The following is a 17358-nucleotide window of genomic DNA, read 5'->3' as shown; positions in this document are numbered from 1 at the left end:
GAGGTAAATGCCGAAAAAAGATATTATATTATTGGAAGAAAAACTTGCAAGTTATGTTGGCAGAGACTATTGCATCTGCACAGGTTCAGGAACAGCAGCATTAGTTGCTGTTATGCGAGCAATGGATATACCAAAGAAATCAGAGGTAATTGTACCCTCGATATGTTGCCCTGTGGTACCATTTGCAGTAAGTTATAGCGGTCTAAGACCAATTTTTTGCGATGTATCTCCATCAGATTACAACATGGATCCAGACTCCATCAAAGATGTGGTGTCGACAAGAACAAAAGCAGTAATTCCTGTCCATCAATTTGGACAAGCAGCGCCAATGGATGAAATAATGGAGCAAGCAGAATCGCATTCTTTGTTTGTGATAGAGGACGCAGCACAATCTTTCGGGGGAAAATTTAAAGATAAGAAATTTGGAAGTTTTGGAGATGCATCAATTACAAGCTTTGGTTATTCAAAAATTATTGATGTATCTTCTGGGGAATATGCAACTGGAGGAGGGGGGGCGATATTTACTGACGATCAAAAATTAGCTGAAAAAGCTATGGGAATAGTTAATAATTGGAAACCATATTCTAAATTACGCAACCAATGGTATCGAATGATATATAGTTCCGGTTTTGCATTTACGGAAATGTTAGAGAGGAAGAAAATAAAAGCACGTAGAACAATTCCGTATATTTCAAAATTTTTAGAAAAAATGTTTGTTTACAAAATGAGAAATGAATGGGCAAAAAAAATTTCTAATGAATTAGATTTTTTGGATGAAAATTTACGTATACGAACAAGAAATGCATGTACATATCGAAAATTAATACGGTCACCATCAATAATACATCCTCAATATAAAAACGAATCTGGTGTATATTCGAGATACAGTTGTTTATTAAGGGACATAAATAGACAAGAGTTTATTACGGAATTGGGTAAACGAGGAGTCTTGGTGTACCAATTATATTCTCCACCCTTACATAAATATTATTATAGCACAAGAAAGCTTCCTAACTCCGAATTTGTATCATCACGCATTTTTAATCTTAATACAGAACCACAGTATAAAAAAAATATAATAAGAGATGCGCTAATTGTGAATGAGGTTAGTGATATTTTACGTAATGATAAATCAATCGATAAATCGATTAATGTACTGCGCGCCCCTTTGAGTGGATAATAATTTAAGCTTCTATATTTAAACCTTAACTCTGCCACAGATATGGAATAACTTTATCCATCAATACCGTCTCTTGCATCAGTTTCTTCTTGGCACTTCACTATTTATAGTCAAGTGTCTCTTTCCATTCTCTTCTAAATTTGATACCATTTTTCAATTTTGCTGTCTTATGACTCATGTTTCAAAGAAACGTGAATTTCCTCTAATTTTTTAGCAGAAACCACTATGCATTGACCCGTCTTGCCTCTGTATGGCCTAACTTTTAATTCATCAATTTGGCCTAATGCCTATCGATTTAATAACCTCATTCAAATCTTCTTTTGTAAGTATAAATTTAGTGATCAATATAGCATAAAGTCCAACGAGAATAAAGATTAGCAAATATATATTTATCTGCTGTCTAAAGACATAAAACAATACTATTATTGGAACAATGAAAATAAATATTTTTATGAATATTCGATAATTAATTTTTATATTTAATTTATTATAGAAATAAAATTCCATTATAATCAATGATAAAAATGATGTCGCTGTGCCTATTGCAGCCCCTATTATACCCAAAACAGGAATTAAAATTATATCAATGATCACATTAACTATTACAAGTGGTGCATTTTGCTTAACCTGTATGTCAGGTCTTCCCAGAGCGCTAAACGCCGCTCCAACAGAAGCCACAGATCCGAAGAATATAATCGCTAAAACTAATATTGTCATAGGTGTAACTGCAGGCAAGAATTCAGGTCTAAGCCCTAATAAAATTATATCTTCGGAAAAAAATATTATACAAATTCCTAAAATAGATAAAATTACTAAAGAATACTTCATAGACCTATTTATTAGCATCTCAATCGCATCATGCTGTCCTTTAAAATTGTATTCAGAAATTGCGGGAAAAGTTACAGTTGATATAGCTCCTGGAATCATTAAAAGACCAGAAGAAATTGCCAAGGCTATTGTATAGATTCCAACATCCTTTGCCAGCAAAAAATAGCCAACTAAGAGTTTGTCAACGTTTGTATTTACCATCCAGACTGCACTAGCAATGAATAATTGGCTACCAAATTTTAACATTTCTTTGGTGTTTTCAAAGTAATCTTTTATAATAAACTTAAAAAAATCCTTTGAATATAATATTAATAGAAAGAGTGTTCCTATTTCAGATAACAACAACGAAAAAACTGCCCCTTTAACGCCAAATCCAATACCGACTAATAAGGTTGTAAAGCCAAGTAATAAGATAGATCGAACAATCGTACGAAATGAGTATAACTTCATTTCTCTTAATCCATTGAGCACGCCAAGCAATGCGTTATTAACTGCCAGAAATGGGAGTGAAAAAGCAATTATTTTGATTAAATCTGTTAGTTCTGGCATATTAAAGATACTTGCGAACATGCCAGATATAGCAAATAAAACTAAACCCGTTATCACTCCAAAAACCAATGAATTAATAATACCACATGAAACAAAAATGTTTAGCTTATCCTTATCTTGTTTAGACTCCGCAACATATTTTACAATTGCTGTAGGAATTCCAATACCACCAACTAATGCTACAATCGCATAGATCGTAAGGGTCATCGAATACAATCCAAAAGGTGCCGCGCCCAGAAATTTGCCCAAGATAACACTAAGAAAAAAACCTGTTACGAATGTGATTATCTGACTAATGAAAACCCAACCAATATCTAATGCGAATTTTTTTGCTGTAGTTACTGTCATCTTTTGCCTTTTATCTGCCGCTTCCTCAACTTGTGCCAATGCCCCTACATCCTATTCCCCGCCCCCATATACACAAACCCCAGCCCTCTCACTTCATCCTTCTCAAACACCCTTCTCCCATCTATCAGTATCGGCATACGCATGCGCTCCTTCGCCCTCAGCAGGTCAAGCTCCCTGAACTCCCTGTGCACAGTCATCAGCACAAGGGCATCCGCGCCTTCAAGAGCCATGTAAATGTTCCATATCGGTTTTCCACCCAAGTTGCCTGTGAATTCTTCACCACCTGTTTTCATGTTTTTCATTTTGCATCTTTTGTGCATAGATGCCGGTAATCAATTTAAAAGTTGTGAATGCTTATTTTATGGAGGGGAGGTTGCATGGGGGATTGTGGAGGCACCAGGACTGTAGAATTATACATTGTGAATGATTATTTATTGGTTAGCATCTGAGTTAGCGGCGCAATGATAATATTTCTTGATTTATTATAGCATTTCAGTAAATAGGATGACTCTTAAAAATTGCTTCGATATTATGTGTGATTTGAATCGATATGCCCATCAAAATCATAAAAAAACAGCAGATTGTACTATAATTGTTAGTTTTTATATATCAATAGTAATATGTATAACCCAATTCAAATCCACTATTTGGAATTATATTCTTATTAGTCCCCTCCGCATACAGCTCTAAGTCATCAAACCAGAAAGTTCCATAACCCCTAAAGATATCAGCATATACTAAAACCCAGTATGTATCGTTGCTTGTCTTAAATTTTATTTGCTTCTGCGTCCAGTCATTTGTTCCATTGTTGAATTTTAGACTCCTTTCCATTATCAACGTATTGTTAGAATCCATTTCCCCTATTAACACCCAAGGAGTGTTTGTACCTCCTGCACCTTCTGTCCTGCCCCATGATGAGAAAAGATATGTAGTATTCGGTTTAACTGATATTCGTTCACTTACCCATCTTCTTATGATTCTATTGTCATAATTCCAAATCTCAATTTTGGCTGAATGTTTACCACTATGATAGATAGTTGAATCCCACGATGCATTCTGCGTGAAAGACCAATTATCAATATATCCATTTTCTCTTATCGAATTTACTTTTTCCACCACCCCTATATCGATAATGCTAAACACAGATATCATAAAAATCATAATTGCAGCCGCAATACCAACCGATCTTGCAATCCTCCTGATGCCTCCTTTTCCTTCATACAGGACTCTTATCCCCCCGCATAAGACCATTAAGATCAATCCCACCATCAACACATCCGTATTCGCTATCCCATAAAGATCAGGCTTATAATCAAATAACCCGATCCCCAACTTCTGCTCAGATATCGGCCAGAGAAATGTATAAAACGGTTTGAACACCAGCGCATCTTCGAACATGTGCGCCCCGAACCCAATCCCCGCGAAAAGGAACGAATCCCAGAACCTCATGCCCGCCAACCTCAGCACAAGCGCCGCCGTGGTGGCGAAAAGCAGCAGGAAGGCTATGTTGTGGAAATCCCCGTGGCTGATTGGAGCGCCGTTGATGAGGATGTTTATACCTAATTTTTTGAACAACTCCCCGGCGACTATATCAAAGTCGGGTGCATAGGCGCTGACTATGATGATCCATGAGGGGTCTCTGCCTGTGTATTTATACCAGAGCATGCCTGCGATTATTGCTATGGCTGTTGAGTAGATGAGGTGTTCGGATAGCATATCTATTGGTTTAGATTCTTTGTATGGATGTTAAATATAAGCACGAATGGGTTTTTAACTCTGGAGGTTGCATAGCGCAGTAGCAATCGCGCACAGAGCTTTTTAAATTATAAAACTTAACCGATTTTAAATCCTGTTTAAACAATTCAAGTATAGTTCATTCTTAAACATATCCTCGACTATGCCCACGGCCGAATGTAAGGCAAATTTCAAACATTTGCCAGTGAATATAATTCAAGTAAATACTAAGTATATCAGTGAAATGTTCTGTCTTTTGAGGAAATTGCTCCTCTGTAAGAACTTAAGCACCCAAGGGTGCAGAACATTTCTTCTCTGATATGATTTTCCTGCACATATATTTCTTTGCCGCAATTCTCACATTTAACTTCAACTATTTCCAACACTCATTCCTCCTTTTCTTCTTTTTGCTTCCTATTGTGGAAAAAGAACGGAATTATTGCTCCTACCAGAAGGACAATGGTAGGTCAAGTCATCAGCATCACCACATAAAATACAATTCAACTCGATACTATAAATATTTATCGCTATTTAAAAATTTAAAAAATTATTATAATAGTCATGCTAATCATATGGTCATAAGAGTTATGGGTGTGTTCATAGAACTTTGATGAATAATGCAAATTCTTAAATTTGGAATACTCTCCACCCCAGGAACATATATTAAAATCAGCGCTACCGCAATCGGCTCATCAGGTACCTCAGGGATCAATCTTTCCAATGTGAAAATCAGTGAAAGCAAAAGAACAATCGAAGCTGCGAAAAAAGTCATTGAAGAGAGAAAAAGGAAATTTGTACCTACAGGTAAGCTTACAGATATCAATTGTCCTGTACATGCAGGAGTCAACATGATCCCATATAAATATGGCACTCTGATAAGAAATTATTTACTTCTGGTTTTGCTTGCTGGAATGTTTGCTTTAGTATTATCACAGTCAGCATCGGCTATACCTTATATAACGATAAATGGTACTTACGATATTAATAGTAATATATCGGTTGTTTCTAATGGTTCCTACTTAGATTTCTTTGCTAACATAACATCCAATAACACCAAGGTAGATCCATATCAAATAAATACTACAAACCTTTCGATATGGCTAAAGATGGATAAAAATAATGGACGATTTGTAAATGATAGTAGTGGCAATAATAACAACGGCACGTTTTATGGAAATGGAACAGGAGATGCAAATTGGACAACTGGAAAATACAATTCAGGAATAATTACTGATGGAATAAATGATTATGTTGATATACCAACTTCTCCAAGTTTGAATTTGTCATCTAATTTTACAATCAAAATATGGATTAAGTTTCATTCATTTCCGTTATCTGGTTCAAATAGTTTTATTTATAAAGGTATAACTACTGGTGGATTATATGACAGATATAGTTATGCTGTATATTATAATTCTATTAACAAATTGGTATATTTTGAAGGGTCTGGATTGGCAGACGAATGGGTTGAGGGTTCAAAAAACAATTGGGTTACTGAACAATGGTATCAAATTGCAATAACATATGATGGTAGTACTATAAAGCACTATGTAAATGGAGTTCTTGATAGGCAACAGGCAGATACAGGAACTATTACACTAAATGCAGGTGACCTATATTTAGCCGTAAAAGAAAACTCGCAAAACAAGTATTCTAATATAACGATGGATGATTTTCAGATATTAAAAAGAGTCCAAAACGAAAGTGAAATTCATAGTGATTATCTAGTATCGGTTAGTCAATTACAGTTAAATGACAATTCTGGAGTTAGATCTAGTTATTGGAACAGTTCTGCCGATAATTCTATTTCGCTCACACAATCCACAAGTTCAATAACTAATTTATCGTTTATGATACCGGGCATTGGTATTCAAAATGGAATTAATATTTACGATTTTAAAAACAACACGGATACTTTTACTGTAAATTTAAGCTATACGTTTATCAAAAACTCCACATCTAATATTGATTTTATTACAGCGCACAACGATTCGTTGTTGCTTGTAGTACCATATAATACTAACGTAGATTCATTTGTGATAAAGTCACCTCCTTATAACAAATTAAAAATAACAGATAATACTGTGGTGGTTGTAAGTTATGAAAATGGAAAAACATATAATGTTACTGGGTGGTCAATCAATTATTCAAATGGAAATCTTACATTAAACGTTTCTACATTGGATGGTAGAGATAATTACATTGTAGTTGACTTTAACCCCATAAGTAAGGTTGTCAATTCTGGATTTTATGGGTTTGTTCTGGACAATAATACTCAAGCAAATATGTATAAGAATTATTCTTTGGGGTGGTATTGGATTCAATCTTTTTCCAGAGCAGATAGATGCTGTAACGCAAATGCATCGGTTATACACAATTTAGCTTCTACCCATACAAGAATATTAAATAGAATATTCTTCTGGTATAATGCAAGTTTATGGAATCCAGGAACTAATACTTGGGCAGATTTGCAGAATAATAACACATTAATGAATATAGCCATAAACGATACTTTAGACCAAATAACGTATGATAGTTATGGAAATGCATTTGATATGAACGATTTTTATGGTGTTGTAATAAGTGAGGAAGAACCCGATGATGGTGGAGGTAATCAGACGGCGTATGTCTATGGTCATAATAAAATTTATAATGCTATCAAAAGTGTATATCCAACACTAAGAGTATATCCTGGTGTCCACGCATCACAGTTGAAAATGTCAAGTGCAAATTTAACCAATCTCAGTAAAGATGGACTGGTAGATGATTGGTTTGCTTATCATGTAAATACCGCAGATGCAGATAGTATGGCAACTTGGTTCGATGGTCTCAAGCAACAACAAACTATTTATGGGGAAGATAATGTTTACGGATTGATTTGGGCAACTACTAATGATAGCACTTCTGATGGAAGAGACCCATCTAATTATACGAGAGAGGTCTTTGAATTGGGGGTATCAAAAGGAGTTAAAAATATTGGGTTTTATGGTGTTGATAATTTCAAGGTCAATATATTTTGGATATATTATGATTTTTTCAATCCTTCATTACCAAGTTGGAACAGAAGTGAATTAGCGAAAGGTGTATTTAATGAAATGGTTAGTAGATACTCCACAAATAATTTATCTGGATTTTATATGAGTAATACCACTAACATAGTAGGTACAGATTACATTACTTATTCTAAAAAAATATATCCTTATGATATAAATATTCTTAACTTTACTATAACACCTTCATCAGATTCTGTCAATGTCACCGTCAATATATGGAATACCACAGGAGATTACTATAAGAAATGGAATGAGAGTAGTGAAAATCACAGCGTTATTACACAACATACGATGGGTGATTTTCCGATTAACACTAAATTTGATATAAAAAAGAATGGGGCTAAATGGAACTCTTATACCAGCAACTCAACAGGATATATTACATTTACTTATGGTGACGGTTATTCTGAAATACAGTTCGAGGCGACTCTGTCATCATCTAATGGCTATATACCACCATCGCCAACGAATTTAGCAGAAACACACGGCAACTTCTGGGTGAACCATACATGGCAGGCCGGTTCAGGTAGCATCACAAATAGTTATAACATAAGTCATAACGGTACGTGGTCAAACGGCACTGCAAACACTTATTTCAATGCTTCAGTCGGGGCTCATGGATGGAGCAATATAACCGTATATGCCTTTAACAGTTCAGGCAATGGGACGATCAATACAACGGGTATAAGCCAGAATACAAGGGTTCCAAACAATAATCCAGTCCAGCAGTCAATAGGCAAAAAGAGCGTGAACGAAGGTCAATGGCTGAATTTCACAATATCCTCTACTGATGTTGATAATGATGTATTGACCTACAGAACTAATGCAACAAAAGGTTATTTAACTCAAAAAAACTTTTCGTGGAAACCCACATACTCTGATGCGGGAATATATTATTGGGAATTCAATACAACGGATAACTACAGTGCTGTAGCTTCTGAAACTATAACCGTTACTGTGAATGACGTTGATACGAATACTACTCCCACAATTACTAATATCGCTAATGGTACAGTCGGGGATACATGGGGAATCTTGAACGCTACAATAGATCAAAGCAATGCAATTTCATACATTAGATACTCCAAGAACTCTGATCTAACGGGTTATGCTCAAACTTCTAACTTAACAGGTGGAACTGATAGGACTGTCAAGGTTGCCAATTTAGATAACGGAACCAAGTATTATTATCAGTGGTTTGCCCATAACAATAGTAACACAACACTGCGGACAAATTCGACTACCTATAATTTCACGACGAACAGCAATGTATCTGTACCACATAACTTTATCCCGCCCGCACCTGCTAATTTACAGAATACAGCAGGAAATCATTGGGTCAACCATACCTGGCAATCTGGCGCTGGAAACATTACAGATAGCTATAATGTTAGCGTAAACGGTATCTGGATAAATGGCAGTTCGAATACGTTCTATAATAATTCTGCCGGTGCAGGAAATTGGTCCAACATAACAGTATGGGCATTTAATAACAGCGGCACAGGAAGTTTGAGTTCAGTTTCTGTATCTCAAAATACACAGGTGCCTCTGGCAATTGCTCTTGATACTAATACGACCCCTTCAATAACCAATGTGACGAACGGTTCGGTTGGCGATACTTTTAGCATAATTAATTTCACAGTAGACCAGAGCAATGCATTGACTCAAATTAAGTATTCCATAAATTCTGATTTATCGGATCCTTCACAGACCGCGAACCAGTCAGGCGGTACGGACAGGAGTGTCGACATAACCGGCCTGAACAACGACACCAGGTATTACGACTCAGTTTTCGCTTTCAACGGTTCTAATATGTCCTTATGGGCAAATTCGAGCATTTCCAGTTTCATAACGGATAACAATGTCACCTACGACCCCCCAGGCATAACATCGTGGAGCAACAATAAGACAAACAGTTCATCTCTGTCTGTCACCGTCAATACCAGTGAGGCTGTCTCCTTCAACGTGACCGTCGACCAGACCGTGAAGGCGACCTGGTACATCAACGGAATAGAGGTATTCAATCAGAGCGGTGTAAACGGTTCCACATATATCAACAGCACCGCAGTTGCAGGATTCTGGAACGTAACTGCTTCTGCTCTGAATACTACAACTGGTCTCTCGGATTCGAAGGAATGGCTCTGGAATGTAACCGTAGCACCTACTCCAACTGCAACTGCCTCAGCTACTCCAACTGCAACTGCAACAGACACACCTACTCCAACTGCAACTGCAACAGCTACACCTACTCCAACCCCAACAGCAACAGACACACCTACTCCAACCCCAACAGCAACAGACACACCTACACCAACCCCAACAGCAACAGCCACACCTACACCAACAGCAACTGCAACAGCTACACCTACCCCAACTGCAACAGCAACAGACACACCTACTCCAACCCCAACAGCAACACCTACCCCAACTGCAACAGCAACAGACACACCTACTACCCCAACCCCAACAGCAACACCTACCCCAACTGCAACAGCAACAGACACACCTACTCCAACCCCAACAGCAACACCTACCCCAACTGCAACAGCAACAGACACACCTACTCCAACAGCCACAGCAACAGCTACACCTACTCCAACAGCCACAGCAACAGCTACAGCTACATCTACCCCAACAGCAACAGACACACCTACTCCAACAGCCACAGCAACAGCTACAGCTACATCTACCCCAACAGCAACAGACACACCTACTCCAACAGCCACAGCAACAGCTACAGCTACATCTACCCCAACAGCAACTGCAACAGACACACCTACTCCAACTGCCACTGCAACAGACACACCTACTCCAACTGCCACTGCTACAGATACACCTACTCCAACTGCAACTGTAACAGCTACACCTACTCCAACCCAAACAGCGGCAAAAGTTGTTATCAGCCCTTCAAACAAGACAGTATCTCAGGGGCAAATGTTTAATTTGAGTATATCTATTGATCCATCCGGTAATGCAATTGCAGGTGCGCAGCTAAACATTGCTTTTAACCAGTCCATACTTAATGTCAACAGTATCACAGAGGGAGATCTTTTTAGACAGAACGGAGCAAGTACATTCTTCAATAACGGTACAATAAATAATTCTCTGGGTACGATCGTAAATATCTCCGAAGCTGTCCTCGGGCACTCAAATGTATCGACTCCAGGCACATTCATCATTATCAACGCTACTGCAATCGGTTCATCGGGCGCATCCGGAATTAATCTCTCCAATGTGAAAATCAGCGATCCCGGTGGGGTTGCGATTCCTTTGAATTTGACAAACGGAGTTGTATCTATAACTGTCTATCCGCGCTACGATGTCAATGAGGACGGAATCGTAAATATCGAAGATTTGACGATCATCGAACAGCATTTCAATGAAATTGTTGTAGCGCCTTATCCTCGCTATGATGTGAATATGGACGGCGTTGTGGATATTGCAGATCTCACAATAGCAGCCCAGCACTTTGGTGAAAAAACATGAGATCTTACTCCATGATTCCCTGTACCTGTTTCTGAGCCTTGGAAGAATCCACAAGTTTTTTTTCCAGACTGGTACCCATGAGCGTAATTCCATGGTTTGTAAAAATGAACGAGTTGGGTATTTCATTGACTTTTGTCAATCGCATTTTTTGGATCTGAATATAATGGGTCAGATATGGATCCAGATCATGCAAGAATTCAAACCCGATGTCATTATCGCCTTCGTCATCCTCAATGCTTATCTGGAGATGCGCAAGGCGAAGAAGGATCACATTCCATTTGTGTATTATCTGATTGACCACCTGCATATGCTTCTTCCCGGCAAGTATAAGAGAAGTATCGCGAAGCAATTTGAGAAGGCGACCCTCAAAGACGCGGATAAAATCCTCGTTATCAATTATAGGGCTGAAAGATTATGCCGCGGAAGTGGGCGGGGATTTCAATAAGATCTCGGTTATACCCGCATATTAAGGAACGCCTGTTACTTCAATGTGAAAAAAGTTAAAAAAGTAGCTTGTGGCCCTAGAATGGGGAACATTGGGTATATATCCAATTCAGAAATCGCTCTCTTTACTTTCACCGTAGATTAACTCTACAAATTGCCTGGGTGTCCTGTACTCCTCCTGCCCTATGAAATCCCTGTCCAGGCTTATGATATATTTAATCCCATATTTCTTCACAACAGCTAATTGTTCCAAGTCTTTTTCTTTTATTTGTCCACGGTATTTTTTCATAGTATCTTTAACGTCTTTGGAAAGTAGTATCCTGCAGGCTTTATAGAGATAATTCCTGAAGCTGTCTGCAAGTTTTTTATCATAATATTTTTTAAAATAACGATAGACTTCCTTTATTACGCGTTCTGAAATTATAGCCTCTATTTTTCCATCGTTTAGCTGTTCTATGATCGTATTTGAATTTGAGTCTGGGAATTCAAAGGCGAATATGATAACGTTGGTATCCAGAAAGATTCTATGCTTCATCACGTATACTCTGAATATCTACTGCTAGTTGTTCGGAGCTTACTTTTCTCCTTTTAGTTGCCTGTATCTCCTGCCATATTGTTTTTTTATCAAGGAGGTTAAGGTCTATAGCGTATTTTATTAATGCAGATCTAATCGCCTCTGATTTACTGTTGAACAAGCCCAGATCAACCATCTGTTTGAGAAGATGTGCTTCGATTCCTTTGAATTTTAGTGTTAATGTAGTAGTATCAGCCATAAAAACTTATAGTGATTTAATAGTATTTATATATTGCCAGCATCCATTGATGCCCTTTTTCTGCAAGGGAAAGAATAACCCCAGACAACCACCATGGACCACAGTACCTATGCAATTAAAACGAAATAGAACACGGATGCCGCGGATTACACCATGATCCCCTGTACCTGTTTCTGAGCCTTGGAAGAATCCACAAGTTTTTTTTCCAGATTGGTACCCATGAGCGTCATTCCGTGGTTTGTAAAAATGAACGAGTTGGGTATTTCATTGACTTTTGTCAATCGCATTTTTTGGATCTGAATATAATGGGTCGGGTATGGATCCAGATCATGCTTCTGCCTCTTATCGAAAAAAATGATAGCATCGCCCATAAAATCGAAATCATCAAATTCTTTTACTTCAGCGCTATATCTTTTTTCAGTGATAGCGAAGCACGTTATCTTCATGTCCTTTATTTCCTTCAGGATATTCCGCCACTGCATGGACCGCCTGAACTCCCCGACATCAGGAAATACATTAAGTGAATCAAAAACAATCCTATTGGGCTTGAAAATATTAATGATTTCAATTATCTCCTCTGTTGAAAACCTGCTGAACCCGAAGATCTCAAGATATCCTTTATCGATATACTCTCCGATATCCCATCCGAAGCGAAGGGTCTGCTTTATAAGCTGGTCCGCCATTTCCTCGAAAGAAAAAAAAATACATCGTTCGCTATTCTTTATTCCTTCAAGCAAAAACTGCAGTGAAAATATGGTCTTTCCAGTACCCGGTGGACCTGTTACCACCACGACAAAGCCTTCGGGTATGCCCCCTTCAACAAGCCCGTCAAAGCCGGGAACACCGGTTTTTACCCTTTTGATGATCCTGCTGATATTTTGAATGTCTATCTTTTCTTTGAACCTGAGCTTGTCCATACCGAGTAGAGCGCGCTCAAGCACAGCATTCTTTGTCCCGAGCTCCTTCTCATAACGCTCAAGTATCCTCATCGCATCCGTGCTGAGGGTGGTGTGGATAGGGTGTTTATCGCGCATATTGTATATATAAGTAGCAATTAATCGTGGTCACTAACTTTATATCTATGGCCATAATATATGAATTTTTTGCTCATGATTATATATATTATGTTGATGATGAGTGTTTTTTATAATTATATTTATTATATTCAGCCGAAAAACAGTTCATATCTGAAAGCAGCCCCCGAGCGAAGCGAAGTGCTTATCCGCGATAGCGGCGCTGAACTCAACCACGCACGGAGTGCGCGCATTCTAATCCACAGGATTCAGATATCTATAAATATCCATCCCTACCTGCTTGCTGCTATGACCGATTACTGGGGCATTCCTGAAAAAGAATATGAACTCTCACTCCTGCAATTCGCAGGGAAAGAGTTATCTGAAATGGGTTATTCTGTCCTCGGCGAGAAGGTCGAGGTGTGCAGCGGGGCAGGGGCGCTGACCCTCACAGCAATAATAAAAACAAAAGATTCAAAGTTCGGCTTGTATCTTCATGACGGTCCAAAACATCGGAAAACGAGGGGTCTACCCGTTATCAGAGCGCTTCGCCTTCTTCCCGGCATGAAAACCACAGAAGACTTAAGAAGCTTCGTATTGTCAAATCAAAATGAGTTCCAAACCATTCTGGCGCCTGAAGATGCGAGTTTGAAAGAGAGGGCAGAGGCGGATATAAGGAAAGTCTATACATTGGTATACAATTCGAAGATAAAAGACCTTTATGATACTGATTTAAGCAGTGCAGCCGATGTTTTGAGGATCAGGCTCAGGAAGAGTAATACTTTAAAAATTTTTGGACAGGACTTTAAATAATGCTCACCTGAAAGTTCCTGATCCCTGGCTTTTAGTTATCTTCTTCCATGCTTCCACTTCCCCGTCATCGCCCACAACAACAGCATATGTATCCTGATTTGACAGGATAATATTCCATGCCCCTGCAATATGTCTTATTTCATCAACTTTAAGATTACTGGCTTTTTTTTCCATAAAATTCAGCGCAATTTGCTCTGCTTCTTCCAATGAAATCCTTCCTACCTCCCCTTTTGGAACTTCAACGGGTGCCAGAATACCTCCTTTCAGCAAAGAGCGAACCTTATCTGTAATTTCTTTTGCCTCTGTTGCGGCAGTAAATTCTGTAAAAATGGTATGCTCCCTGTTATCTTCTACATATTTTATATCGATACCTGTTCCGAACAAGAAGCTCTTATTGAATTTCACGTCTGTGATGTCTTTTATCCGGATTGATTTTGTTTTTTCTCCGAATATCCTGAACCCGCGGTCTATTAAAAGCCGCAAGTTCGTTAAAACCAGAACTCCGCCACCAATCCTTGCATAGCCAACGGGATATTCATCTTTATCCAGCTTTAGTTCCATACTTTCAATTTAGATTAAGGACAGGATGCCTTCTTTGCGAGCCCGGAGAGCCATCCAGCCATCATTCGGTTCAACGGCTCTTCCACGTTCCTTTTGGCTTGCTATCTTTTTCTTCTAATTACCAATACGGCTGCTGTCATGGCTATAAGAATCCCAACCCATCCCAGTGCCGGCGTTCCTTTTGGCGTTGCCTGGGCTGCCATGTTGAATGTTGTGGTGTTGCTTACCTTTGCTAATTCCACGTTCACAGATTCCGTTTCCGTGGTAATAATCTCTGCTTGCAGCTGATAGGTCAACGTTGCCTGCGTATCCAGTTTACCTGTTCCATCTGGCACATCAAACTCGAACACCTCTAGCCTGCTCTCTTTCGGCTTGAATCTGTTATCCTTGGCTATGGAGACCGCCTTCCAGAAGTCAGCCACTTCATTACCATATTGGTCGACAAGAGTCTTGGCGTAAACTTTCTGGTCACTGAATATCTCCCGTCCCTGCTCGTCGCTTGCCTTAAAGTCCAGAACCACCTTTCTTGAGGGGAGACCGCTTGGAATCATGTGACCCACGTTGTTGTTGGTAATATTGATCGTAACTTTGACCCGGTTTCCTGTTCTCTGCATCGATGACTCTATCTGAAAAGCATTTTGTAAGAACTGCCCGGTGTGTCCACCGTACCAGAAGTGCTGGTAAACCTTATCCCGGATTGTCCCGTTCTCCGCTGCAGCCCCGCTTTTTGTCTCCATATGGCAGTCCTGGCATTGCTTTCCCTCGGCTGCATAGGGTCCTTCCTTCCATTCCGAATAGGTATCGGAGATGGGCACGCCGTTGATCGAGAACTCGTGGCATCCTGCACAGAACTCTGATTTTGTATGGAGCGCCGAGTATGCAGAAGCATGTGCATCTGTCTTTGAATCATTATAAGGTCCCTGCATTGGGTTATTTGGATTGAAGGTAAAATTGTTATTCTCAACTCCTGTGACTGAATGGCAGAAACTGCAGGTAATACCTTCAACAGATATCGATTTTGTCAGGTTGAAATCGTTGGTTATCCTGGTCGTTGGGGAGTGGCAGGTCAGGCAGAAGTTCCTGTATTTGGGGTCGGATTGATAGGCTCTCAGGTATGCTGCCTCAAAAATCGGGTCGTTAACTGCCAGCGCATGCATCGAGCGGGACCATTCGTTATACCTCTCCTGGTGACAGCTGGTACAGGAATAGCTTAACTGAAATTCTCCTTCAGCATGCACTGCTGGAATTATCCACATGAACATTAAACCTAATATTATTCCGTATATTAATTTTAATCTCATACATCATCCCTCCTCATGGGGTTGTCCGGGATATTATTCTGGTCGTTCAAGGAGATAAAACCATTGTCAAGTCGTTTCTCGCCGCCCTTACCAGAGTGCCTGCGACCCTTTCTCTTTTGCCTGTTCTTTTAAGATCGGCTTTAAAATCCCAGGATATGTATAATCCTGTACTGTCGTTTCAGCGACAATCCAGTCCCTGGTTACTTTTGATGGTGGTTCTCTTGTTTTCTCTCCGATTTTCAATGCCTTCTTGAGTGCAGCTACTTTTCTTAGATGTTCGAGGTCTTTCAATTCTTTTTTTGCCAGAAGCCCTGATGCCACTGCCGAATCCAGTATCTTTTTTCCGAGTTCTGTCCTGACAATCGTGGTATTCCAGCCATCTTCGCTTCCCACAGACCCTATCGAGATATCAGCATATTCTGCTGCATAATCATGGCAGGGAAGGCAGCCAAGCAGGCCGTATTTATGGAGTTCTTTTAAGCTATAGGTATGTACTGCAATCTTATCCTCAACCGTTATCTCATGGATTATCATCCTGCCTTTTACATCTACTTTCTGGATATTGGAGGGTTTTATTTTCTGGTTATCCTTCAGGAACTCGGTAAAAAGCCCGCGGTAATTGAAAGCCTCCATGCAGAATATTCCTATTTTCAGCTTATGTACATCACCGAACTCTTTGAAATCAGGGGATCCGTCAATGAGGTGCTCTGCTATGGTTACGCAGGGCATACCCACTATTGCAAGATTCTTAAATCCCGCTTTTATCGCATCCCGCCAGCAGGTGAGAACAGATGCCTCTGAAAGCTTGGTGCCTGCGGATTCGAGGATTTCTTCAGGGGTTGCGGCAAGTCTGGGTTTTCCGATCCATCCTTTGTCTTTGTCCACAAGGAGGGCTGAATCAATGACCTCATCCTTCATCCCCTGCAGAAGCAACGATGTGACTGTTCCTCCGATCTGTGCTTTTCGGAGAACGCTCTCGTCAGTACTTTTTGTAGAACAAATTTCAAGATAAGGACCGAGAAGCTCATCGACGGTCTGACCTTCCATAACGGGAGGTCTGGGATATGTTGTCGAGTGGTTGGCATTTATGACCGGGCAGACCTGCAGGTCTTTATCGAACATGATACTCTCTTCATCGAACACCAGTTCCCCGTTTTCAAAACCTACTCCGGGGCTCGGGTTCACGCATACACATGCGCCGCAGTAAACACAGCATTCCCGTGCAACGGGTTTTACGAGCCTGCTGTCTGCATATTTTTCAATGTCAAGATACAT

Annotated in this window: 14 protein-coding genes; 3 read left to right on the top strand and 11 right to left on the bottom strand. The window is 39.5% G+C overall.

The genetic code is table 11. From position 1 onward, the window contains the following. The first annotated feature begins 7 nt into the window (after positions 1-7). Positions 8-1180: a DegT/DnrJ/EryC1/StrS family aminotransferase gene (locus tag O8C68_10195; protein ID MCZ7396167.1), complete on the top strand. Its 1173-nt coding sequence runs from the start codon at positions 8-10 to the stop codon at positions 1178-1180. A gap of 270 nt (positions 1181-1450) precedes the next feature. Here the strand turns inward: O8C68_10195 and O8C68_10190 are convergent, their stop codons facing one another. From O8C68_10190 to O8C68_10175, 4 genes are all read right to left on the bottom strand, one after another. Continuing rightward, complete coding sequence (locus O8C68_10190; protein MCZ7396166.1) at positions 1451-2944, bottom strand: flippase; 1494 nt, start codon at positions 2942-2944, stop codon at positions 1451-1453. 5 nt (positions 2945-2949) lie between these two features. After that, complete coding sequence (locus tag O8C68_10185; GenBank protein MCZ7396165.1) at positions 2950-3207, bottom strand: UDP binding domain-containing protein; 258 nt, start codon at positions 3205-3207, stop codon at positions 2950-2952. Positions 3208-3514: 307 nt separating this feature from the next. Continuing rightward, positions 3515-4621, bottom strand: a complete 1107-nt coding sequence (locus tag O8C68_10180) for a metal-dependent hydrolase (GenBank protein ID MCZ7396164.1) — start codon at positions 4619-4621, stop codon at positions 3515-3517. Between the two features lie 254 nt (positions 4622-4875). Continuing rightward, a complete protein-coding gene (locus O8C68_10175) occupies positions 4876-5022 on the bottom strand; it encodes a hypothetical protein (protein ID MCZ7396163.1) in 147 nt (48 codons plus the stop codon). A 2172-nt stretch (positions 5023-7194) separates the two neighbouring features. Between O8C68_10175 and O8C68_10170 the strand changes: the two genes are divergently transcribed. Continuing rightward, complete coding sequence (locus O8C68_10170; protein ID MCZ7396162.1) at positions 7195-11178, top strand: cohesin domain-containing protein; 3984 nt, start codon at positions 7195-7197, stop codon at positions 11176-11178. A 4-nt stretch (positions 11179-11182) separates the two neighbouring features. On the opposite strand, the gene O8C68_10165 is transcribed toward O8C68_10170, so the two are convergent. The 4 genes from O8C68_10165 to O8C68_10150 all read right to left on the bottom strand — a co-directional run bounded on the left by O8C68_10165 (position 11183) and on the right by O8C68_10150 (position 13429). Further along, positions 11183-11527: a hypothetical protein gene (locus tag O8C68_10165; GenBank protein MCZ7396161.1), complete on the bottom strand. Its 345-nt coding sequence runs from the start codon at positions 11525-11527 to the stop codon at positions 11183-11185. A gap of 204 nt (positions 11528-11731) precedes the next feature. Next, positions 11732-12157, bottom strand: a complete 426-nt coding sequence (locus O8C68_10160; GenBank protein ID MCZ7396160.1) for a type II toxin-antitoxin system VapC family toxin — start codon at positions 12155-12157, stop codon at positions 11732-11734. Beyond that, entirely contained in the window at positions 12147-12395 is a 249-nt protein-coding gene (locus tag O8C68_10155; GenBank protein MCZ7396159.1) for a hypothetical protein, read from the bottom strand. Before O8C68_10155 ends, O8C68_10160 begins: the two co-directional genes overlap by 11 nt. A 146-nt stretch (positions 12396-12541) precedes the next feature. Then, entirely contained in the window at positions 12542-13429 is an 888-nt protein-coding gene (locus O8C68_10150) for a circadian clock protein KaiC (GenBank protein ID MCZ7396158.1), read from the bottom strand. A 69-nt stretch (positions 13430-13498) separates the two neighbouring features. On the opposite strand from O8C68_10150, the gene O8C68_10145 reads away from it, so the two are divergent. Beyond that, positions 13499-14221, top strand: coding sequence for a hypothetical protein (locus O8C68_10145; GenBank protein ID MCZ7396157.1), 723 nt, complete (start codon positions 13499-13501; stop codon positions 14219-14221). Positions 14222-14224: 3 nt separating this feature from the next. Here O8C68_10145 and O8C68_10140 read toward each other — a convergent pair whose 3' ends face one another. The 3 genes from O8C68_10140 to O8C68_10130 all read right to left on the bottom strand — a co-directional run bounded on the left by O8C68_10140 (position 14225) and on the right by O8C68_10130 (position 17358). Next, on the bottom strand, positions 14225-14782 hold the full coding sequence (locus O8C68_10140) for a PH domain-containing protein (GenBank protein ID MCZ7396156.1): 558 nt from the start codon (positions 14780-14782) through the stop codon (positions 14225-14227). A 101-nt stretch (positions 14783-14883) separates the two neighbouring features. Continuing rightward, on the bottom strand, positions 14884-16083 hold the full coding sequence (locus tag O8C68_10135; protein ID MCZ7396155.1) for a multiheme c-type cytochrome: 1200 nt from the start codon (positions 16081-16083) through the stop codon (positions 14884-14886). Between the two features lie 87 nt (positions 16084-16170). Further along, entirely contained in the window at positions 16171-17358 is a 1188-nt protein-coding gene (locus O8C68_10130) for a Coenzyme F420 hydrogenase/dehydrogenase, beta subunit C-terminal domain (protein ID MCZ7396154.1), read from the bottom strand.

Source organism: Candidatus Methanoperedens sp., from assembly GCA_027460525.1.
GTDB lineage: Archaea > Halobacteriota > Methanosarcinia > Methanosarcinales > Methanoperedenaceae > Methanoperedens.
This window is presented reverse-complemented; position numbering and strand designations above follow the sequence as displayed.